Origin of the sequence: Candidatus Rhodoblastus alkanivorans (genome assembly GCF_022760755.1) — a bacterium.
Classification (GTDB): domain Bacteria; phylum Pseudomonadota; class Alphaproteobacteria; order Rhizobiales; family Beijerinckiaceae; genus Rhodoblastus; species Rhodoblastus alkanivorans.
In genome coordinates, this window is the sequence record NZ_JAIVFP010000001.1 from 3,595,091 (window position 1) to 3,617,237 (window position 22,147).

Annotated in this window: 17 protein-coding genes; 4 read left to right on the forward strand and 13 right to left on the reverse strand. The window is 64.0% G+C overall.

Annotated features, from left to right (window positions below):
- The first annotated feature begins 217 nt into the window (after positions 1 to 217).
- Positions 218 to 763, forward strand: a complete 546-nt coding sequence (locus K2U94_RS16705; RefSeq protein WP_243068287.1) for an acyltransferase — start codon at positions 218 to 220, stop codon at positions 761 to 763.
- 70 nt (positions 764 to 833) lie between these two features.
- Here K2U94_RS16705 and K2U94_RS16710 read toward each other — a convergent pair whose 3' ends face one another.
- From K2U94_RS16710 to K2U94_RS16720, 3 genes are all read right to left on the reverse strand, one after another.
- A complete protein-coding gene (locus K2U94_RS16710) occupies positions 834 to 2,147 on the reverse strand; it encodes an HlyD family type I secretion periplasmic adaptor subunit (RefSeq protein WP_243068288.1) in 1,314 nt (437 codons plus the stop codon).
- A complete protein-coding gene (locus K2U94_RS16715; RefSeq protein ID WP_243068902.1) occupies positions 2,147 to 3,877 on the reverse strand; it encodes a type I secretion system permease/ATPase in 1,731 nt (576 codons plus the stop codon). Before K2U94_RS16715 ends, K2U94_RS16710 begins: the two co-directional genes overlap by 1 nt.
- Positions 3,878 to 4,187: 310 nt before the next feature.
- On the reverse strand, positions 4,188 to 6,131 hold the full coding sequence (locus K2U94_RS16720; RefSeq protein ID WP_243068289.1) for an Ig-like domain-containing protein: 1,944 nt from the start codon (positions 6,129 to 6,131) through the stop codon (positions 4,188 to 4,190).
- A 1,176-nt stretch (positions 6,132 to 7,307) separates the two neighbouring features.
- Between K2U94_RS16720 and K2U94_RS16725 the strand changes: the two genes are divergently transcribed.
- The gene (locus K2U94_RS16725; protein ID WP_243068290.1) at positions 7,308 to 8,393 is read left to right on the forward strand and encodes a 2OG-Fe(II) oxygenase; all 1,086 of its coding nucleotides are present in this window, start codon (positions 7,308 to 7,310) and stop codon (positions 8,391 to 8,393) included.
- Between the two features lie 39 nt (positions 8,394 to 8,432).
- On the opposite strand, the gene K2U94_RS16730 is transcribed toward K2U94_RS16725, so the two are convergent.
- On the reverse strand, positions 8,433 to 9,281 hold the full coding sequence (locus K2U94_RS16730; protein ID WP_243068291.1) for a right-handed parallel beta-helix repeat-containing protein: 849 nt from the start codon (positions 9,279 to 9,281) through the stop codon (positions 8,433 to 8,435).
- On the reverse strand, positions 9,278 to 10,327 hold the full coding sequence (locus K2U94_RS16735) for a glycosyltransferase (protein WP_243068292.1): 1,050 nt from the start codon (positions 10,325 to 10,327) through the stop codon (positions 9,278 to 9,280). The genes K2U94_RS16730 and K2U94_RS16735 overlap by 4 nt, the downstream gene beginning before the upstream one ends.
- 131 nt (positions 10,328 to 10,458) lie before the next feature.
- Here K2U94_RS16735 and K2U94_RS16740 point away from each other — a divergent pair, with 131 nt between their 5' ends.
- Positions 10,459 to 11,238: an FkbM family methyltransferase gene (locus K2U94_RS16740; RefSeq protein ID WP_243068293.1), complete on the forward strand. Its 780-nt coding sequence runs from the start codon at positions 10,459 to 10,461 to the stop codon at positions 11,236 to 11,238.
- 33 nt (positions 11,239 to 11,271) lie between these two features.
- Here K2U94_RS16740 and K2U94_RS16745 read toward each other — a convergent pair whose 3' ends face one another.
- Together K2U94_RS16745 and K2U94_RS16750 are read right to left on the reverse strand one after the other, a co-directional pair.
- Positions 11,272 to 12,573 (reverse strand): O-antigen ligase family protein, encoded by a 1,302-nt coding sequence (locus K2U94_RS16745; RefSeq protein WP_243068294.1) that lies wholly within the window; start codon positions 12,571 to 12,573, stop codon positions 11,272 to 11,274.
- Positions 12,570 to 14,045 carry a class I SAM-dependent methyltransferase gene (locus tag K2U94_RS16750; protein WP_243068295.1) on the reverse strand — a complete coding sequence of 492 codons (1,476 nt, stop codon included), beginning with the start codon at positions 14,043 to 14,045 and terminating at the stop codon, positions 12,570 to 12,572. The genes K2U94_RS16745 and K2U94_RS16750 overlap by 4 nt, the downstream gene beginning before the upstream one ends.
- A 176-nt stretch (positions 14,046 to 14,221) precedes the next feature.
- Here K2U94_RS16750 and K2U94_RS16755 point away from each other — a divergent pair, with 176 nt between their 5' ends.
- Positions 14,222 to 15,523: a glycosyltransferase family 4 protein gene (locus tag K2U94_RS16755; RefSeq protein WP_243068296.1), complete on the forward strand. Its 1,302-nt coding sequence runs from the start codon at positions 14,222 to 14,224 to the stop codon at positions 15,521 to 15,523.
- A 10-nt stretch (positions 15,524 to 15,533) separates the two neighbouring features.
- Here K2U94_RS16755 and K2U94_RS16760 read toward each other — a convergent pair whose 3' ends face one another.
- The 6 genes from K2U94_RS16760 to K2U94_RS16785 all read right to left on the reverse strand — a co-directional run bounded on the left by K2U94_RS16760 (position 15,534) and on the right by K2U94_RS16785 (position 22,094).
- Entirely contained in the window at positions 15,534 to 16,673 is a 1,140-nt protein-coding gene (locus K2U94_RS16760; RefSeq protein ID WP_243068297.1) for a DegT/DnrJ/EryC1/StrS family aminotransferase, read from the reverse strand.
- Positions 16,670 to 17,674, reverse strand: coding sequence for an NAD-dependent epimerase/dehydratase family protein (locus tag K2U94_RS16765; RefSeq protein WP_243068298.1), 1,005 nt, complete (start codon positions 17,672 to 17,674; stop codon positions 16,670 to 16,672). The genes K2U94_RS16760 and K2U94_RS16765 overlap by 4 nt, the downstream gene beginning before the upstream one ends.
- Positions 17,675 to 17,715: 41 nt before the next feature.
- Complete coding sequence (locus K2U94_RS16770; protein WP_243068299.1) at positions 17,716 to 18,825, reverse strand: DegT/DnrJ/EryC1/StrS family aminotransferase; 1,110 nt, start codon at positions 18,823 to 18,825, stop codon at positions 17,716 to 17,718.
- A 137-nt stretch (positions 18,826 to 18,962) separates the two neighbouring features.
- Positions 18,963 to 19,472 (reverse strand): acyltransferase, encoded by a 510-nt coding sequence (locus K2U94_RS16775; RefSeq protein WP_243068300.1) that lies wholly within the window; start codon positions 19,470 to 19,472, stop codon positions 18,963 to 18,965.
- Positions 19,472 to 21,004, reverse strand: a complete 1,533-nt coding sequence (locus K2U94_RS16780; RefSeq protein ID WP_243068301.1) for an oligosaccharide flippase family protein — start codon at positions 21,002 to 21,004, stop codon at positions 19,472 to 19,474. Before K2U94_RS16780 ends, K2U94_RS16775 begins: the two co-directional genes overlap by 1 nt.
- Positions 21,005 to 21,038: 34 nt before the next feature.
- On the reverse strand, positions 21,039 to 22,094 hold the full coding sequence (locus tag K2U94_RS16785) for a Gfo/Idh/MocA family protein (RefSeq protein WP_243068302.1): 1,056 nt from the start codon (positions 22,092 to 22,094) through the stop codon (positions 21,039 to 21,041).
- Positions 22,095 to 22,147 lie beyond the last annotated feature (53 nt).

Genomic DNA, 22,147 nt, shown 5'->3' on the forward strand with positions numbered 1-22,147 from the left:
AACGCCGCGTCCGACTCTGCCTTGGCCGCACTGACGGTCGCCGGGAGGGCCGCGCCTTTAATTGGAAACATACCCCCCGGCGCGATATTTTCATTTATTTTTCCGATTGAGCTCTTATTATTCCGTGTGAGATTATGCGCGCGCCTTCGCGGCCATGACCGAGCCGTCGCCGTCATTCGGCCGCCAATATCGTTTTCAATCGCGCAGGACATGAGCAGTGCAAGCGCCATTCGACACCGAGCCAACCGCCGAACTCGTCGATCAATGGCTTGAGCGGGTCCGCGGTTTCCTGAGCATCCTGACCGCGCGCAAGAAGCAGCAGTTCAATCGCCGGGTTTCCCTGGGCGATCTCCTGACCGAACGCGCGGACAACGCCGCCGCCTATGGCTTCGGCGAGGGGACGACGATGTACGACAATGTCCTGGTCCTCGGCGACGTAGAGGTGGGGCGCGACACCTGGATCGGCCCCGGCTGCATTCTCGACGGGTCCGGCGGCGGCCTGCGGATCGGCGACTGGTGCTCGATCTCCGCCGGCGTCCAGATTTACACCCATCACACCGTCAACAGGTCGATTTCACTCGGACAATCGCCGATCGATTATGCGCCGACCCGGATCGGGAACGGCGTCTATCTCGGGCCGAACGCCATCGTCCAGATGGGCGTGACCATCGGCGACAAGGCCGTGATCGGCGCGAATTCCCTGGTCAACCGCGACATCCCGGCAGGCGCGCGGGCGTTCGGCTCGCCAGCGCGGGCCCGTTAGAACATGATCCCGAAAAGCGGCTTCCGGTTTTCGGAAAAGATCATGCTCTAACAAAAGGCCCGCGTCCGCCTCAACGCTCCTTCATCGCATGCGCCGCCTGGTCCAGAAGGGGCTTGGTCAGATAGGACAGCACGGTGCGTTCGGGCGATTCGATGAAGACTTCGACCGGCATGCCGGGTACGACCTTGAGGGACCCGATCTTGGCGAGCTCCTGCGCGTTGAGCTCGACCCGCGCCGTGTAATAGCTGTGGCCGCTGCGCTGATCCGTGATCAGATCCGCCGAGACGACTCCGATCTTCCCCTCGATCTCCGGCGTGGTCTTCTGGTCGAAGGCGGTGAAGCGCATTTGCACCTTCTGGCCGACATGAACCTCGTTGATGTCGCGCGGCGCGAATTTGACCTCGACCGCGAGGGCGTCGTCATCGGGCACGATGAGCATGATCTGCTGGCCCGGCTCGATCACGCCGCCGACCGTGTGGACGGCGAGCTCATGGACGCGGCCCGACTGCGGCGCCCTGATGTCGATGCGGTTGAGCTGGTCGTCCGCGGCGATCTTGCGCTCGGCGAGTTCCGACAGTTTGGAGCGCGTTTCGATCAGATCCTTGCCGACCTCGCTGCGAAGATCCTGGTCGATCTGAATGATCTGCAGCTGGGTTTCGGCGATCTTGCCTTTCGTCTGGGCGATCATGCCCGAAAGCTGGCTGCGCTCGCCTTCGAGCCGCGCGGCGTCGCGCTCCAGAGCCGTCAGCCGGGTGAGCGGAATGAGCTTCTTCGCATAGAGCGCGCGGACGCCGTCGAGTTCCTGATGGATCAGTTCGACTTCCTTCTGCTTGGCGTCGCCCTGGCCGGAATAGCCCTTGATTTCATCCTGCAGCTCGGAAGTACGCTCCTTGAGCTGGGCCTTCTGTCCGCTCCGGGACTGGCGCCGCAGGTCGAACAGCTTCCGTTCGGCGACAATGGCCCGTTCGGCTTCGGAATTCGGCTTTTTGGCGCGGTCGAGCAAGGCGGCCGGAAAGACGATGGCGTCGGAACTGTCGCGCTCCGCCTCGAGGCGCGCCTCGCGGGCGAGCAATTGGTCGAGGCTCTGCGACACCGTGGTGGCGTTGGCCAGCGTCTGGGTCGGGTCGAGCCGGACCAGGACTTCGCCGGCCTTGACCCGGTCGCCGTCGCGCACGCGCAATTCGGCGACGACGCCGCCAGTGGCGTGTTGCACTTTCTTGACGCTCGAATCCACCACGACCACGCCTTCGCCGATCACAGCGCCGGCGATGCGCGCGGTGGCGGCCCAGCCGCCGACGCCGAATGTTACGAAGCCGACAAGGATCATGCCGACCACCAGATGACGCTGAATCGAATGCAGCGCCGTTATCGTGACTCGTTCCATTATCGGCCTCCCTGGCCGGAGGCGACCACCTTGAACGCGACCGGCGTCCGCAGCACCCGGTCGAGAATCTGCTGACGTGGTCCGAACGCCTGCGCGCGCCCCTCGCCGATCACCAGCACCTGGTCCACAGCCTCCAGTGCCTTGGGCCGGTGCGCGACGATGACGACGACGCCTTCGCGCTCGCGCACCCCGGCGATCGCCTTGGTAAGGGCCTCCTCGCCTTCGGCGTCGAGGTTGGACGACGGCTCGTCGAGCACCACCAGGAAGGGTTCGCCATAAAGGGCGCGGGCCAAGCCGATCCTTTGGCGCTGCCCGGCCGAAAGGGCGAGTCCGCCTTCGCCGATCTTTGTCCCATAGCCCTCGGGAAAGGACAGAATCAGTTCATGAGCCCCCGCGGCCTGCGCCGCTTTCAGAACGTCCGCCGCCTTGGCGCGCGGATCGAAGCGGGAAATGTTCTTGGCTATGGTGCCGTCGAACAGCGCCACATCCTGCGGCAGATAGCCGATATGCCTGCCGAGCGCCTCGGAAGACCATTGATCGATCGCCGCATTGTCGAGCTTGACCCTGCCGCGAACGCGCGGCCAGACCCCGACCAGCGCCCGCGCCAGCGTCGATTTGCCCGCGCCGCTCGGCCCGATGATCCCGACTGCCTGGCCGGCGCGCAATTCGAAGGAAATGTCGGTGAGGATCTGGCGTTCGGAATCCGGCGCCGCCACGCAAAGCCCTTGCACGACGAGCGCCTCCTTCGGCGCCGGCAGCGCCAGGGGCTCCTCCTCCGCGGGCAGCAGCTTGAGCAACTGGTTGAGCCGCCGGCCCGATTGCCGCGCCGACACGAAACCCTTCCAGTTGGCAATGGCGACATCGACCGGCGCCAGCGCCCGCGCGGTCAGGATCGATCCGGCGATGATGATGCCGGCGGTCGATTCCTGGTAGATCACCAGATAGGCGCCGACCGCGAGGACCACGGACTGCAACATCGACCGGAACACTTTCGAGACGCCGCCAAGCCCGCTGGAAACGTCGCTCGCGCGTTCATGCGCCGCGAGATATTTGCTGTTGACCTCCTGCCAGCGCTGCGCCGCCTGGCTCCGCATGCCCATGGCGTGGAGGACTTCGGCGTTGCGCCGGCCCTCCGCCGCGAGCGCCGTGCGCGACACCGCAAGGCGCGCGAAGGCCTTCGCCGGCCCCTGCGTCTTGAACTCGGTGAGAATGGTGATTGCGATCAGGATCACGGCGCCGATCACGGCGGTGACCCCGATCCAGAAATGAAACAGGAAGCAGACGCCGATATAGACCGGCATCCAGGGCAGGTCGAACAAAGCCGTCGGCCCGCTCCCCGACAGGAAGGCGCGCAGCTGGTCGAGGTCGCGCAAAGGCTGCATCCCGTCGCCGTCGGCGCGGGTCTTCAACGGCATCCGGACCAGGGAGTCGAACACCCGCGCGCCGATCCGCTCGTCGAAATGGCGGCCGACGCGCACGCCGATGCGGTTGCGCACGAGATCCAGCCCGCCCTGAAACAGATAGAGCACGATCGCCAGAACGAGCAGCGCCAGCAGGGTCGGCACGCTGCGGCTCGGCAGCACCCGATCATAGACCTGAAGCATGAAGAACGAGCCGGTGAGCATCAATAAATTGCTCAGGCCGCTGAAGGCGGCGAGGCCCCAGAAAATCCGCCGGCACGAGGCGAGAAAAGCCAGAACCTCGGAGCTGGATTCCGCGAATTCGTCCACCGGCCGGGCGTGATCGGAAAAGATCCGGTGCCGCAGAGTCTCTACCGGGCGGGTCGTGGCTGCAGCCAGGCCGGCGGCATGCGCGCGGACGCGCTCGGCCGCCAGGCCGAGCCGCGCCCGCAACGGCAGGCGCGAGGCCTGCGCATTGCCGTCACGGTCAGGCGGAGAGAGTTCCCTCCGCCTTCCGAATTGAGAGATTTCTCTTCTCCGTCCGAATTCAGTCAAAGCGTTCGCTCCTGAATCGCGCCGTCATTGAGATGATTCTCCCAAAGCATATCAATCCTCATCATGACCTTGTAACCCGCCCGCATTATGCGAAGTGGAAGTCATGAGAATTGAGCGAGCTCAGGCTGGTGTTCTTCAGCGTGAGCGTGTCGTGCCCCGATGCGATGACCGTGTCGTGACCGACCTGCTGGGCGTGGGAGAGCACGCTGGCGAAACTGTCAAACTCGCTGGAGCTGAACTGAATCGTATCGTGCCCGCGGTACCCGGCGCGGAAATCCCTGATCGTATCGTGGCCGAAATTGGCGGCGAACACGAAAGTGTCGGGATGGCCGTTGCCGACGAAATAATCGTCGCCCGGCGTGCCCGTCAGCGTGTTGGCGCCATTCGTGCCAAGGATCGCCTCGCCCGAAGTCTTGGCCACGACCTGGCCGGAGCTGTTGACCTCCTGTGCGGTATAGGTGTGGACAACGGTCGAATCGGGCGTGGTCACGAAATTCCAATTCCCGCTCGAATCGGCCGTCACGGCGCCGACCTTGACGCCGGCGTCATAGACATTGACATGACTGTTGGCGTCGGCCGTGCCCTTGAGCGAAGCGAGGCCGCTCCAGTTCTCGTGGAGATTGGAGAAGGCGATCCCGCCCGAGGTCGAAGTCGAACCGGAACTCGAAGTCGAGCTTGAGCTGGAAGCCGAGGTCGAACCCGAGGCCGACGTTGTGCTCGAACTCGAGGTCGTGCCGATCACCGGATCGAGAGCGACGGAATGCGCGCTGACATTGCCGGCGGCGTCGGTCGCCGTCGCGTCAAGGGCGTGGTTCCCGCTCGACAAGGCGGACGTCGTAACGCTCCAGGCGCCGCTCGAATTTGTCGTGCCCGTGCCGACCGCCGTCGTCCCGTCATAGACGGTGATGGTGCTGTTCGCCTCGGCCGTTCCCGAAATCTGCACATGGTTGGTGTTGACGACGGCGTCGCTCGTCTCCACCGGAGCAGACGGCGCGATGGTGTCCACGGTGACGTTGGTCACGCTGGACGCGGCGCTTGTCGCGCCCGAAACCGTGTCGGTCGCGGTCAGGGCGTGATGGCCGTCGCTCAGCGTCGAAGTGGCATAGCTCCAGGCGCCGCTCGAATTGGCCGTCGCCGTCCCGAGCTTGGTCGAGCCGTCGAAGACCGTGATCGTGCTGTTGGCCGCAGCCGTTCCCTTCAGCGTCAGATGGTTGGCGTTGGTGATCCCGTCGCCGGAGACGCCGCTGTCGGGCGACCAGGACGCAATCGCGGGCGCGGCCGGCGGCGTGGATGCAGAGGACGAGGTGGAGGTCGAGGTAGAGGTAGAGGTAGAGGTAGAGGTAGAGGTCGACGATGTCGACTGGTTCGCCGACGTGTTCAGCGTCGCGATGAGGGTCGCGCCATCATTGACGTTCCCGGTATAGGTGGGATTGGTGCCGTTGAAATCCGTAACGCCGTAGGCGCCCGATTGCATGTGATTGTTCGTGAACGACACGCCGCCGATCGACCCGCCGCTGAACTGGCTGTCGTCGTAAACGGTAAAGCCGCCGCCAGAGAGGAGATTGTTGTCCACGCTGATATTGGAGATCGGCCCGAAATAATTGTCGATCATGATCGCCGACGTCTGGCCGTACGAATTGATGACGGTGTTATGGCTGATCGTCACATTGGACACGCCGCCGTCGATCTGGATGCCGTCGTAATGCGGCGAGCCGGACGCGAGCAGGCTGTGGATATAGTTGTTCTGGATCGTCGAAGAGCCGGTGACGTTGATGCCGTTTTCGACGTTGTAGATGTTGTTGTTGATGAACGTGCCCTGGCCATTGATGCCGTTAGAGCCGTCGTTGCCGCTGCCGACGCCGTTGATCTCGCAATTTTCGATCGTCGTTCCCGTTACGCCGGAAGCGATCTGGACCACGCTGAAGCTTGCCGCGGTGATCTTACAGTCGATCAGCGTGACATTCGGGGCGTTGATATAGACGGTACCGGAAATGTTGAGCCCGGAGATCACGGCGCCAGCCTGCGTCACGACGAGACTGCCCGATGGCGTCAGCGTTACACCCGCTGGGACACCAGTATTCGTGGCGTCAGGCCATCCGGTGTTTGTAGTCGATGTAGCCAAGGTATCTCTCCTGATGGTTTTGTCAGCGTATAACGCGATTTGAGCGACTCAGTTATTCTCATGAACCAAGACGACAATCGGCATAGCTGCCGGTCGTAAAAGAATTTGCCGAAGAGGCATTTTTGTGGCGAGATGATCGTCCAAAAAAGGTCATTTCATCACGCCAAGCGCTCGTTCGTTCGTCCCGTACGGCCACCATTCCATTGATATACTTACAACTTTTTAAAACTTAGAAACGGATCAACGATCTGGCGCCATTGCATTTTTTTGTGACACCGTCACCATTCAATAGCCAAGGTAACGCTTTCAATCTGCATGAACGCCCCCTTCTACCTCTCCCGCGCTCATGGGGCAATCTGTTTGTCTCCACCTTGAATAATCATAGGTTGCCATCCGCTTTTTTATTTTGTTTCTATTTTTATATTTTTCAATTTTCCGTGATCGTGGTTTATTATATTATCATATTGTTTTTGCTATTGATTCATGGCGGCGACCGTTCGATCCCTGCCAAGGCCAACCATTTAAAACTCGATCAAGTATAATTCGCCAATGCTATTAACAAGCGCTGACGCCACGCTGAAAATGGCCGCCATTGACCTCCATTGTATGAATCTCATGGTTAACGATCGATTAAAATTCGATTAGAATTGTCGTGCGCAGCGACGCGGCTCCGGCACCGTGAAGCGCCTTCGTGGACCGCCCGGTTTCGACGGGACTGGGATCGTCGCGGATACGGCATAACCCTTGTTTATGCTAATATATTCGGTATTATGTATCAATATTTACCTAAAACCTGGTCGCAGGCATTATTCTATACATTAATACCCTGAGCCGGACGAAAGGCGTTCTTCGCTTCCCGATTGCTTCGACCGGCTGCTGGCTTCGGTGCGACGAATCGGAGCCTGTGTTTGATCGATTCGCAGCGATTCGCGCGCCGCGAACATCGCAGCCGATGCGCATCTGGTTCGTCACGTCTCGCTACGCCGGCGATTTCGCCAGCCGACATGGTCGGGCCATATTCAAATGGGAAAGGTCGCCGGGACGGTGATCTTTCGACGAACGAAACGAACAGGGAGCAAGGCCATGGCGCAACCATCCCTGAAGATCGGCGATCCAGCGCCGTGGTTCGCCGCGGCGGCAGGAGCCGATCGCGGCCCGGTAGCCTTTGACGAATTGGCCGGCCGCTTCATCCTGCTGTTTTTCTTCAGCTCAGCCGGCGCGCCCGACATCGCGGCAGCGCTCTCGTCCCTCGATTCGAAGGCCGAGATTTTCGATGGCAGGCGTTCCCAATTCGTCGGCGTCAGCAACGATCCGAATGATTTCGCGTCGGGGCGCCTGCCTGGGCGCGCCGGCCAGGTCTATTTTCTGGACGCGAGCGCCGCCGCCGCCGCGCGCTACGGGATCGCCGCGACGCCGGCGAGCCCGTTTCGACCCATTGCCTTCCTGTTGAGCCCCGCGCTGCAAATCCTGAATATCATTCCATTCGAGCGCGCCGACGATTTCGTTCGGCGATCGACCCTGCTGCTTGGCGCGGCCCTGGCCGAACCGGCCGCGGAGCAGAACGCTCCCATCCTCGTGGTTCCCCATGTCTTCGACCGGGACCTCTGTCGCCGCCTGATCGAACTCTATGACGCGAACGGCGGGCGCGAAATCGGCTTGATCGAAAACAAGGGACAGATCGTCGAACGAACCGACACGGCGTACCGGAAACGTCTCGACTATTACGTCGCGGATGACGGCGCGCTGCAAAGATGCAGGGAATCGCTCGAACGCCGGCTGCTGCCGCTCGTCTATCGCGCCTTCCAGTTTCCCACGACGCGCATCGAGCGCTATCTCGTCGGCTGCTACGACGCGACCACGGGCGGATATTTCGGGGCGCATCGCGACAATACCGCGCCGTCGGTCGCACACCGCCGTTTCGCCCTTACCTTGCCTCTCAATGACGAATATGAAGGCGGTCGGCTTCGCTTTCCCGAATACGGCGCCCGCGAATTCACTGCGGCGCCGGGCGACGCCATCGTGTTTTCCTGCGCGCTCCTGCATGAAGTCACGCCCGTGACCGCCGGCCGGCGCTATGCCTTCATCTCATTCTTCTATGACGAGCTGGGGCAAAGAATGCGCGACGCCTACGCAAAGGACGCCGCGGCCAAGCAAACGGTCAAGGGCTAGTTTGGCCGCGACGGCGTCGCGCCCGCCATTTCCATCACCCTATCGCGAACCGAGATTAGCTCCGGTCCTGTCGTCGACATTCCCGCGCCAGACCGGGCTGTTCTTCTCGAATGCGCTATAGCCCCAGCGACCCTTTCCCATCCGATTGTTGGTGAAGGACACGCCGCTGACGGCCCCTCCCTTGAAGCGGCCGTCGCTATAGACGGTATAGCCGCCCCCCACGAGGCGATTGCCGTCGACTTTGATGTTGGACACGGGCGAAAAATAATTGTCGATCATGATCGCCGAAGTCTGGCCATGGGGATTGATGATGGTGTTGTGGCTGATCGTGACATCATGGCCGCCATCGATCTGGACGCCATCGTAATGCGGCGATCCCGACGCGAGCAGGTCATGGATATAATTGTCGCGGATCACCGAGGGGCCGGTGACATTGACGCCATTCTCGACATTGTAAATGTTGTTGCCGATAAAGGTCCCCTCGCCGTTAATCCCATTGGAGCCGGCATTGTCGCTGCCGACGCCGTTGATCTCGGAATTCTTGACGATTGCGCCGGTCACGCCCGGCGCGATCTGCACCACGCCGAGGCCCGCCGCCGTGATCCTGCAATCGACGATCGTGACATTGGGCGCCTTGATCGTGACCGCCCCATGAATATCGCGCCCGGAAACGACCGCGCCCGGCTTCGTGATGACGAGTTCGCCGGAGGGCTGCAGCGCGACATTGGCGGGCGCGCCGGTGTTGGCGGCGTCCGGCCAGCGCGCGGTCGCGGCGGCCGCTGGTTGCGCCGGAACCGAAACGGACGCCAGGGATGCGGCCACGACGGACAGGCGCAAACCGGCGAGCGCCGGGTCCCACGATCTCGATTTATCGATCGGTCGCCTCATGAGGGATTTCGATGCCAACTCGGCGCCCCCGTCTCGCCGCGAATCCCGGCGCTCATTCCTTCGAGCGCCGCGGCGCCGGCGCCGGGGGCGCGATTGAGCGCAAAGCGAACGGCGTAAGCGATCGACATGGCGATCCGGAGGGGCAGCGTCCATGGGTAATGGCGCCGGACAAAATGAATCGCGTTGCGATGCTGCAAATAGACGGCAAGCCTGGACAAAGCCGCGCCGCGCCCGGCGGAGCCGGTCGTGGTGCCGCGCCGATGGGCGACGACGGAAGTGCTGGCGTAGCCCAGGCCGAGCTTCTTGGCCCTGACGCCCCAGTCGAGATCCTCGAAGAACAGAAAATAGCTCTCGTCCATCATCCCGATCTGCTCGACGCAACGCCGCGTCACATACATTGACGCGCCCGAAGGGCTATCCATGGCGCGCTCGATCGCCGGCAGGTCGATGGGCGCTCCGAGTCGCTCGCCGAGCCCGATGGCGACGCTGCGCGCCGAAAGCTTCCGCCATTGAAGGCCGCCGCGAAAACGAACGACCTCCTCGCTGCCCGCTTCCAGAATGGTGCTGCCGACCATGCCTTTGCCGCCGTCTTCGGCCCGCGCGACCAGCGCGCCCAGAGCGTCCGGCGCCGGCTCCGCGTCCGGATTGAGGATCCATACGCCCTTCCAGCCCTCGCGGCCCATGAGAGGACGCAGCCAGGCGTTGACTCCGCCCGCATAGCCAAGATTGGCCTCGGCCCAGCCGACCGTGACCGTTGCGGGTCGCGAACCGAGTTCCAATCGCTGGACGGCCAGGAACGGCGACGGCGGCGCTTCGCCCCGCGCATCGCCCGCCTCCGCGCAGGCGCGACACAGATTTTCCTCGATCAGGCGGCGGACCAATCTTTCATAAGCCGCGCGCCCGCCGTTCTCGCAGATGTAGACGTCGAAACGCGGAACGGCGGCGGCGCGCGCCAGCGCGGCGAGACAATTGGCGATGTCGTTCGGATTGTTGTAGCCGACAATCAAGACCACCGCCTCGGCGATATCCATCTTTCCGCTCGCCATCAGCCGCTCCCGAATCGCCTTGGGCTGCGCCGGCGCAGCCCAACCGGCGCCTATTATTTAATTCGACATTAATTACGCTCGTTGGTATTAAATGCAAGGTGATTTTAAATATCGTGGTTTCGGAGTCCATGATGGCGGCCGCACTCGACCTAAAGCCCTTAAGCGCCAAGGCTTTCGCCAGATATCTCTATGCCCGCGTTCCCGGCGCGGCGCGATTTCGCTTCGCGCTTAAAGATATAGCCGCGAAATATGTGTCGAAACCGGAATTCGAGGGAATGACGCGATTGGCGCTGGACGGCGGGCCGATCATCGACGTCGGCGCCAATCGCGGCCAAAGCGTCGCGGCCTTCAGACGGCTGGCGCCCGGATGCGAAATCATCGCCTTCGAGCCGGAGCCGCGCGCTGCGGCCCTGCTGCGAAAATATTTTCATGGCGCGAAAGGAATCGTCCTGAACGATTGCGCCCTGGGCCACGCCCCTGGCCGATTTTCCTTCTTCATCCCGCATTACGGCATGTGGGATTGCGACGGAATGGCCGCGACGAGTCGCGAGGAGGCGACGCTTTGGTTGCGCGACGGCGGCCGAATGTTTCGTTTCGACGAGCGCCTCCTGAACGTCGAGGAGCATTGGGTCGAATGCCGGACGTTGGATTCCTTCATCTTGTCGCCCGTCCTGATCAAATTGCATGCCCAGGGCGCCGAACTCGACATTCTGGAGGGCGCCGTCGACACACTTCGCCGCAGCCGGCCGGCGCTGATGTGCGCCTTTCCAACCGGCGCGGTCGTCGAATTTTTCCAGAAGCTCGACTATCGGCCATTTTCGTTCGATGGCCGAGGCTTCATTCCCGGTCTCGCCGGGGGCGGCGCGACTTTCACCTGGTTCCTGACCGCGGCGCATCTGTCGCGCGGTTGAGATCGGCGCCGTAAGCGTCGTGGGCCGGTTCCGCTACGCCATATGCGAGACGTCGGGGTTCATGGCGCGCTCGCGCAGCGAAGCCTTGATGCCGATGCACAGGCCCCAGAAAATCCACATATAATTCCAGAAATGAACGGTGATGCCGCTGAAGATGAACAGCAGCAGCACGATCGCGAAAGCGAGATTCATCCGCCGATCGAAATCGCTCTCTACGCCCGGCGCCCGCCGCCGCGCTGGCCAGACCGCCGCAATATTGGCGCAAAACAGAAGGGCGCTCGCGGGAATTCCATAGCGCAGGGCCTCGACCAGCCAGACGCAATCGACCGTGGAGTCGAGAATATTCTTGTGGAACAGTTCGAAGGAAAATCCGGTGATTGGGCTCTGTCCGATCTCGGCGAGCGCGGCGTCCCAGATCAGGATGCGATAATAGCCGGTCACCGGATCGAGGGTCAGATGCGAGATCAGCCAGCCGATCGGATGTCGGGAGACGATGAACACGACGCCGAGGACGGTCCCGAGCACGATCCAGAACAAGGTCCATCGCGCCGGCGCCGTCCGCATCAGGCGGTCATAGGAATAGGCCGCCACGCCCAGCACATAGGCCATGAGCGCCGCGGAGGACTGGGACAGGACGCATCCGAGAAGGCAGATCGCGGAGAACAGGACGCGCCGGCCGGCGTTTTTCTCCCACAGCAGCAGGATCGCATTGACCAGCGCGCAGAAAACGCCGAACAGGATGGGGTGATCCAGGGTCGACGTCGCGCGAATGGTGTCGCCGCGATAGACCGGGGTGAGCGGCGTGGTCCCAAAGATCGACGCCGCGGCGTCGTGAGCGATCCAGCGTCCGGCGACATGTTCGCCGATGGCGATCGCGATCATGAAGAAAGTCAAAGTCGCCAATGTGCGGACGAAGGCGTCGAGCGACGCCGGGCCGGAAAAGAACGCCCTGCCGACGATATAGGCGAACAGCATCTGCAAGGCTTCGGCCGCCGGCGACGAGAGCGAACCTCCGTTGGAGGCGGCCGAGACAAACATCCAGATCGCCATGAACAGCGCCGCGACATCGGCGGCCATGAGGCGCCGCCCGCTGCGCGCCAGAACGACGAGCGCGGGGACGACCAGCACAGTGATCAGAAATCGTCCGGCGGTGAATTTGGCGTCGGCGATCGAGATTTGCGCCTCCCAGGCCGGGATGACCAGGCCGAGCAGCGCAAGCCAGCTCACCAGCCGGCGCGGAGGGTCGGCACGGACGGCGTATGAGGCGGCTTCGTCCGCCGATTCCGGCCAGGCGAGGTCCCTCGCGCCCCATTCCGTCATCGGCGCAACCCTCATATGAATTCTTCCTGCCGGGAAGCATGTTTCGCCGGCGAGGCCGCCGGTCTGGCGACGACGACGATGTCCGAGGCGAGCGCGCGCCGCGCGGCAAGAGGGATCACGCCTTCATAGTGTTCGACGCGGCGATGTAGAATGTCGGCGGCGCGTTCGACGGTCAGGCCGGCGCTGCGGCACCATTTCTCCACGCTCCTGCCGGAGACGAAATGGGCTCCGGACTCCGCAAAACCCTGCGGCGCCCGGTTGCGGCGGTCGCGAAGGCGCCGCCAGACGATCGGCAGAGCCGCCATATGCGGGCTCTGAACGATGATCGGCGCGCCGGGCGCAAGCAGCTTGCCGAACAGCGACAGCGCTTCCGCCGGGTCCGGCGTGAGATGCAGCACGTTCAGTAACAATATGCAGTCGAACGCCCGGCCTTCGAGACTGCGGCTGGCTTCGACGAGGTCGCCTTCGATCAGCTCGACGCCGGCTTCCGCCGCGCCCGCCGCGATGACGAAATCGAGCGGGATCGCGGCGACGCGAAGGCCGCGCGCCGCCAGCGCGATTTCGGTCGCTCCGGAGCCGCAGCCGACGGAAAGCACGGAGCGGGCCGACGCGGGAACAAGTTCGACGATTTCCTCGCGCGCCGGTTCGTAATAATCCTTGGAATATTCCGCCCGCCACAGCCGCGTCTCCGTCGGCAGCAGCGCGCGCGGCGGCAGCGTCCCGTCCGCAATCCGCATCAAGGCTTCAGTCTGCTTCGTGAAGTCCTTGGCCGGCAGGCCCATCTTGCCGGCATAGCGGTTTGACATGTGATGAACGGTGAAAGCGTCGAGGCGCGAGACCGGGATCAGCTTGGTGAGGCCGCATTGGGTATAGACGTCAGTGGCCGCGGCGCAGAGCATGTCATATTTGCCTTCGTGCGGCGGCACGTCGAAGCCGCCGGATTTCATCGCTTTGTCGAGCTGTGCGCGGGTGAGCGCATAGCAGGCGGCGTGCTCGTTGGTGAAACAGGCCAGCGTGTAAGGGCCGCGCCGCCGCACCGACGACGGATCCCAGTGAAAGAAGGCGTGGGCGTCGGGAAAATGGGTTTCGCCGTCGGGGCCGTGTTCGACCCGAAGGAAACCGGGCGCCTCATCCTCCGCCAGCGCCGCGTTCACCTCGATAAAGGCGCGGAGGTTGCGCTCGGAAATGAGGATGTCGTCCTCGGAATAGATGAAGAGATCATAGCGGTCGCGCCGCTCGACGAATAATTTCCGGTGCGCGAACGGGAGCGACCATGGATTTTTCGCCGGCAGGCCGACGCGGCATTCGACCCCGAAAGCAGGACCCTTGTCGATATCGGACAGAACGACGATATCGACGGCAAACGACATCGAGCGATATGTGCGAATGATCTCCTTCAGATAACGATCGTTCGCCGCGCCATAGCTCGCGATCGCCGCCAGCACGCGCGGCGGCCCAGCCGCTTCATTGGTCGCCGTTCCTTCCATGCCGGTCAGCCCTCCCTGGCGCGCCGGCGCCGCGTCCGCCGGCGCTGCTAATTAAATACAGCAATATAATAAGATTGCGCAATTTTTAAATCGAGATAATATTATTTTCAAATTTGATCCAATCGCGCCGGACGCCGTTTTCCCTCGTCGGGCCGGCGGGAGGGGAGCCGCGCCGAATGAGGGTGCTTGTTTATCCGCATTCCATGGAGCTCGGCGGCTCCCAGATGAACGCCATTCAGATCGCCGGCGCCCTGCGCGACCGCGGCCACGAGGTGGCCGTGATTTCCGATCCTGGCCCGCTGGTCGCCCGGGTCGCCGCCATGGGACTCGAACATATCGAACTGCCCTCGCGCCGGTCGCGGCCTTCGCCGGGCGTCGCCCGTCTGCTCCGCGACCTCGTCGGCGCCCGCGCCTTCGACGTCGTTCACGGCTGGGAATGGCCGCCGATTCTCGACGCCTTTTTCGGCGTCGGCCTTCCTGGCCGCGCCGCCGTGGTGGGAACGGTGATGTCGATGTCCGTCCCCGCCTTTCTGCCCCGCCGCATCCCGCTCACGCTCGGAACCGAGGCGATCCGTCTGGCCGCCGTCGCCGGCGGCCATCGGCGCGCCGCCTTGCTCGAACCACCCATCGACGCCGAAGCGGATCGCCCGCAACTCGACAGCGGCGCGTTCCGGGGCGCGCTCGGCGTCGCGCCGGACGAGATTCTCATCGGCATAGTCTGCCGGCTGGCGCCCGATTTGAAGCTCGAGGGCCTGCTTTCAGCCTGCCGCGCCGTGCGCGCCCTCGCCGAATCCGGCGCGCCCGTGCGGCTGGCGATCGTCGGCGACGGCGCCGCGCGCGGGCAGGTGGCGGCCGAGGCCGAGGCCGCCAATGCGGCGCTCGGCCGGCCCATCGTCATGCTAACGGGGGAGATGGCCGACCCACGACCCTGCTACGCCGCCGCCGACATCGTCCTCGGTCAGGGCGGTTCGGCGCTGCGGGGCATGGCCTTCGCCAAGCCGGTCGTGGTGGTCGGCGAGGATGGCTTCAGCGAATTGCTAACGCCCGGCAGCGCGCCGATTTTCCTGCATCAGGGCTGGTATGGCCTCGGGCCCGGCTCACAAGGATCCGGCGCGCCGGCGCTGCAGGAGGCGCTGCGGCGGCTGATCTCTTCCCCGCCCCTGCGCGCCGAACTGGGACGGTTCGGCCGGCGGCTGGTCGAGGCCCGCTTCAGCCTGACGGGCGCCGCGCAAACCATGGAGCGGATCTATCTCGCCGTTGCAGGAGAGCCCGCGCCGGCCGGCGCGCGCGCCCTCGACGCCCTCTTTTGCGGCTCTCGCGTGCTGAGCTACAAGCTGGAGCGCCGCTATATGAGATGGATGGGCCGGGCCGCCGCCGACGACGCCAACGCCCGCGCCAAAATCGCCGCCGTCCTGTCGGCCACAGACCCTTCCAGCGTCGAGAAGACCGATCGTCTTCCACGCGGCCGAACGGCCTGAAGCCGTCAATTCAAAATTCAAGCCCGGCGCGCAGCGCGGCGGCGATCCGTTCCTGGTCCTTTTCCGTCAATTGCGCATAAAGCGGCAACAGGATCGCGTGATCCTGCGCGTGCTCCGACCAGCGCAGATCGTGGCGCGGCGCGCCGTTGGCATAGGGCGCCTCGCGGTGCGAACACATGATGCCACGGCGGGTGGCTATGTCCTGGTCGAGCAGTCTCTGCATCACCCCGCGCTGATCGATCCGGTCCGGCAGGAGAACGCAATAGCTCTGCCAATTGGATCGCGCCCAATCCGGCTCGAAAGGCAGAACCAGGCCTTCGATATTGCCGAGCAATTCGGTATAGCGCGCCGCGAGCGCCCGGCGCCGCGCCACCAGTTCAGGCAGTCGTTCGAGCTGCTTGCGGCCGATCGCGGCCTGGATGTCGGTCATGCGGTAGTTGAAGCCGACCATCAGGTAATCTTCGAACAGCACCTGTCGCGAACCGTGGCGGACGGTGTCGGGCACGCTCATCCCGTGCTGGCGCAGCAGGCGGAATTTCCGGTCGAGCGCCGGGTCCGCGGTGGTCAGCATCCCGCCCTCGCCGGTGGTGATGACCTTGCGCGGATGGAAGGAGAAGCAGGCGATGGCGCCGCGAGGCCGGCCAACCGGCTCCCAATTTTGGTCGATGCGGATCATGCTTCCTGCGGCGCAGGCGGCGTCCTCGACCAAAAAGATTCCGTGACGATCGGCCAAGGTCGCCAGCGCGGTGACGTCGCAGGGCATCCCCATCTGGTGGACGGCGATGATGGCGCGGGTGCGAGGCGTAATCGCTTCGGCGACCCGCGCGGGATCGATATTGTAGGTCTCCGCCTCGATATCGACGAAGACCGGCGTGGCGTCGCAATAGCGGACGCAGTTCGCGGTCGCGATGAAGGAATGGCTGGGGACGATCACCTCGTCGCCCGCCCTGATCCCGAGCGCCTTGAGCGCGATGTGCAGCGCGCTGGTGCAACTCGACACGGCGCAGGCGTGGGGCGCGCCGACAAGGGTCGCGAATTCCTGTTCGAAAGCCGCGACCTGAGGGCCCTGCGAGACCCAGCCCGAAAGCACGGCGGCGCGCGCCGCCTCGGCCTCGTCCTCCGCGAGCAGCGGCAGAGCGATCGGGATCACGACGCCACCGCCTGCGGTTGCGAAGCCGCGATCGCCGCCGCGCGTTCGGCCCGCCACCATTTCACCAGATCGCCGAGGCCTTTATCCAATGACGCCGAGGCGCGGAAGCCGAGCAGGCGCTCCGCCTTCCCGGTCGAGGCCAGCCGGCGCGGCACCGGATTGACCGAACGTTCGGGCGCGAATTCCGGGACCATGCCGCGACGGCCCATGACCGAGGCCAAAGCCTCGGCGAGCTGCAGCAGGCTGGTTTCCGTCCCGCTCGCCACGTTGAACACCTCGTCCGTCACCTTGGATTTGGCGCCGAGGATGTTCGCCCGCGCCACGTCGCGGACATGGACGAAATCCATGGTCTGCTGGCCGTCTCCGAAGATGATCGGCGGAAGGCCGGCGTCGAGCCGCTCCATCCAGCGGATCAGAACCTCGGTATAGCGGCCATGAATGTCCATGCGCTCGCCATAGACGTTGAAATAGCGGAAGGCGACATAGTCGAGGCCGTACATGTCGTTGAAGGCGCGCATGAGGCCTTCGTTGAAGGCCTTGGCCGCCCCGTAGAGCGTGCGGTTGTTATAAGGATTCTGCCGCTCCGTGGTCGGAAATTCCTCGGCCAGGCCATAGACCGAGGCCGACGAGGCGGCGACGAGTTTCTCGACATTGTGCTGGACGCAAAGCTCCAGCAGATCGAAGGTCGCCTGCGCCATGACTTCCATGGCCTGGCGCGGCTCGGCGGCGCAATGGGTGATGCGCAGGGCGGCCTGGTGGAAGACGATGTCGGCCGACCTCACCAAAGTGTCCATCAGCGCGGCGTCGCGGATGTCGCCGTCGACGAGACGGACCGGGCCGCGCCCGAAGGCCCGGCTGAGATTTTCCGGCCGGCCCCGGATCATATTGTCGAGCGCGACGATCTCGATACAGCCCTCGTCGCACAGCAGATCGACGATATGGGAGCCGATGAAACCGGCGCCGCCGGTGACCAGAATGCGTTTTCCCTTGAGATCAGTCACGACGACTCTCCCTTCGTTCCATTAAAGGTTCCATCCCGAAACTACGCGGCCTCGACGCCCGGGACCGCATCGAGCGCGCGCGCGACATATTCCGCCTGTTCGGGCGCCAGTTCGGGATAAATCGGCAGAGACAGGAATTCGCCCGCCAGACGCTCCGTCACGGGAAGAGAGCCGGGCTTGAAGCGAAGGTCGGCATAGGCCTTCTGCAGATGGACGGGGACCGGATAATGGATCCCGACGCCGACGCCCGCGGCCTGCAAGGTTTTCAAAGCCACATCGCGGCGCGGATGGCTGATTGCGTAAACGTGATAGACATGCCGGCTATGCGCGGGCGGATTCGGCCGGGCGAGCCCCGAAGAGGCGAGAAGCTGGTCATAGCGCGCGCCGACCGCGCGGCGCGCTTCGGTCCATTCCTCGATATAATCCATCTTGACGTTGAGCACGGCGCCCTGAATGGCGTCCATGCGGTAATTATAGCCGGCGATGACGTGGTTATATTTCGACGCCTGGCCCCAATCCCGCAGCAAGGCGATACGCTGCGCAAGGTCGGCGCGCGAGGTCGTCACCGCCCCGCCCTCACCGTAAGCACCGAGATTCTTGCCGGGATAGAAGCTGAAACAGCCGAGATCGCCGATCGATCCGGCGCGGCGGCCCTTATATTCCGCGCCATGGGCCTGCGCCGCGTCCTCGATCACCACCAGACCATGGCGCCGGGCTATGTCCATGATCGGGTCCATGTCGGCCATCAGGCCGTGAAGATGGACCGGCAATATGGCCTTGGTCCGCGGCGTGACCGCCGCCGCGACGCGCGCCGGATCCATGGTCCATGTGACCGGATCGACATCGACATAAACCGGCTGCGCGCCGGCATAGAGAATGGCGGCCGCAGTCGCGACGAAGGTCATCGACACCGTGATCACTTCGTCGCCCGGGCCGACGCCCGCCGCGAGCAGGGCCAGATGAAGCGCCGACGTGCCGCTGTTGACCGCCCGGCAATGGCTGGCGCCGCAATAGGCCGCGAAACGCTCCTCGAACGCCTCAACCTGCGGCCCGAGCACATATTGACCGCTTTCCATGACCCGCAGGACGGCGTCGTCCACCTGCGGCTTGATCTGGCGATATTGGGTCTTCAAATCCAGGAAGGGTATCAAGACATCCCCCATCGTTGCGCGCGCGCCCTTGGTTGCGGGCCTGCGCCCTTGATTTAATATTAAATACTCTATTTAAAATAAAATAAACTGGATTTTTATATTAAGCATAATTTTTCCAAAATGGACGCGCTCGCGCTTCAGGCCTCGGATCGCGCCGCTTCGACGAAGCGGGTGGCGGCGCCGCCCGGCCGGACGATCCGCGCCGGAACGCCGGCCACGACGGCGCCGGCGGGCACGTCCCGGGTGACGACCGCGCCAGCCCCGACGATGGCGCCGGCCCCGACGGCGACCCCGCACAGGATGGTCGCGTTCGATCCGATCGAGGCGCCCCTGCCAATGCGGATCGGCACGACCGCCCAGTCCTCGCCGCCCTGAAGCCTGCCGTCGGCGGTGGTCGCGCGCGGATATTTGTCATTGGTGAACATGACGCCGTGGCCGATGAAAACCTCGTCCTCGATGGTCACGCCTTCGCAGATGAAACTGTGCGACGAAATCTTGCAGCGCGCGCCGATCTGCGCGCCGACCTGAATCTCGACGAAGGTCCCGATCCGGGTTTCGTCGCCGACGGAACAGCCGTAGAGATTGACGAGATCGGGATGGAAGATCCGCACGTCGCGGCCGAGAATTACGTCCTTGGCGATGGGCATCAATTCGACTCCCTGGCGTTGCAAACCGTTTCGACAATATCGTGGCCCGGCCCTCCGGCGCCGGCCGCAACCGGCGGAGCCCCGCGGCCGAGGACGGCGCGCAGGCCGCGGGCCGCGGACTTGAGCTCCGCAAGCAGCGGATGATCCGCGACCGCGAGCGCGGCGAGCCATGCCGGCGCCGCCAGCGCCGCGCTCAGCGCGATCGCGGCGATGGGGGCGAGATGGCCATAATGCGCCGTTGAAGCGCCGATTGCCACCGCAGCGCCGGCGCACAAAGCGACGAAGGCGCTTTTGCGCAGGGCGCCGACGAGGTCGCCGACGCCGAAATGAAGGCGCCGCCCGACGAAATAGATCGCCACCGCCGCCTGGAACGGCAGCGTCGCCAGGGCCGAAGCGGCCACCGCCTCGACGCTGAAAAAGGACGCGATGAAGATCGCCGCAAGCGACGGCGGCAGCGAGATCAGGGACGAGACCAAAGTGTCGCGGACGCTGCCGGCCGCGACCAGGACAGGATAGGTCAGGCAGGCGCCGAAGAGAGCGAGATAGGCAATGCTGAGCAGCCGGACGAGCGGCGCCGCGGCCAGCCAGGACGGCCCCAGCCAAAAGGCGATGATCGGCTCAGCCAGCATCGCGACAAACAGGAAGAAGGGCCATTGTAGCGCCGTCAGCAGCGAGACGGCGTGAAGATAGACCCGCTTGAGATCGTCGCCCGCCCGGTTCTGCGCCGCTACGGCGGGCATGATAACGGGGCTGATCGCCTGGATCACCAGCCGGTCGAACACCTGGGTGACCGCGACCGCGCGGCTATAGAGACCGACGGCGGTAAAGCCGAGCACCCGCGCCAGGAAAAGCTGCGGAGCCGAATTATAGGCCACATTGATGAGCACCACGCCGCTGGAATAGAGGCCGAAATGGACGACCTCGCGTTGCCCGGAAAGCGAGGGCCGGAAGATCCGGAAATCTCTGTGCGCCGCCACCAGATAAGCGGTCTGGACGACGCTTCCGGCGACCTGTCCCCAGATCGGCGCGAAAAAACTGTAGCCCATCGCGGCAAGTGTGATCGAAACCACGACCATCGCGACATTGCCGAGGAGGTTGCTGGCGGCGATCTCCCCGAATTTGAGGTCGCGGCGCAGCAGCGCGAGCAATGTCGTCGAGAAGGGCGACACCAGGAAGCCGAGCGCGGCGATGCGCACGCCGGCGCCGACCCCGTCCACGCGGAACCAGGCGCCGAGCGCTCCGCCCAGAACGGCAAGAAGCGCGCCGATCGCCAACGACAGCGCGAGCGTGATGGTGAAGGCGGTTCGGACATGGCCTTCGTCAAGGGTGGTTTTCTGGATCAGATAATTGGCGCCGCCGAATTCCTGCGACGAGACCGAAACCATTGTGGTCACCGCGCCGACGACGGCATAGACGCCGAATTCCTTCGGCGTCAGCAGGCGCGCCAGCACCGCCGTCGAAATGAAAAACAGAATGAGACTGGCGTAGCGTTCGGCCGCCGAGAAAAAAATTGAACGCTGAATCGGGGTCATCGCGAAATCCCGGCGCGCGGGCTGGGCCGGCGGTTCACGCCGTCGCCCGGGCGCGCAAACGAGCGGGCCGCCTGAGCGACACCGGCTTGCCCTGCTCGGCCACCGAGCGCGACGCCGCCTCCAACACTTCGATGACCCGCAGCCCCGACAGGCCGTCGCACAAAGGCTGCGCGCCGTTGCGCACGCAATCGATGAAATGTTCGACCTCGGTCTCCAGCGCCTCCTTGGCCGGGACATGTGGCGCCCACATGTCCCCGGCGCGGTAGCCGATGCGGAGCTGGTGGGCTTTTTCCTGCGAGCCGTCGACGGTGATGCCCTTGTCGTAAACCTTGATCTTCTCGGTCGGCTGCATGTCGTCATAGACGATCATCTTCTTGCTGCCGCCGATGAAGGTCTGGCGCACCTTGACCGGCGACAGCCAGTTGACATTGACATGGGCGACGCAGGGGCTGTCGAAGAACAGAGTGATATGCGCCATATTCTCGGGCGACCCGGCGACATGGCGGCATCCCGTCGCCGACACCGCGACCGGCTCCTCCTCAATAATGTGATCGATGATCGAGAGGTCGTGAACGGCGAGGTCCCACAACACGCTGACGTCGCTCTGAAACAGGCCGAGGCTCACGCGCGTGCTGTCGTAATAATAGACGTCGCCTAGATCGCCCTTGCGGACGAGTTCGCTGATCTTCCTGACCGCCGGCGTGTACAGGAAAGTGTGATCGACCATCAGCATCAATCCGCGACGATCCGCTTCATCGATCAGGCGGCGCGCCAGGTCCGCGGTCGGCGCCATCGGCTTCTCGACCAGGACGTGCTTCCCGGCTTCGAGCGCCGCGAGCGCCAGGTCGTAATGGCTGTGCACCGGCGTCGCCACGGCGATCGCCTCGATATCCGGATCGTTCAGCAAGTCGTCATATCGGTTTGTCGTCGTCACGCCGGGATTGAAGCGCGCGCAATTGGCGAGCCTGGCCGGATCGAGATCCGCCACGGCGACGACTCTTGCCCCCGGATTGGCGGCGAAATTACGCACGAGATTCGGACCCCAGTAGCCGTATCCCACGACCCCGACGCCAAATTGGCTGTCACGCATGATCTGTCCTCACGCTTTGAGGCCGGACGGCCTCCTTGTGGGCCGCGGCGCCC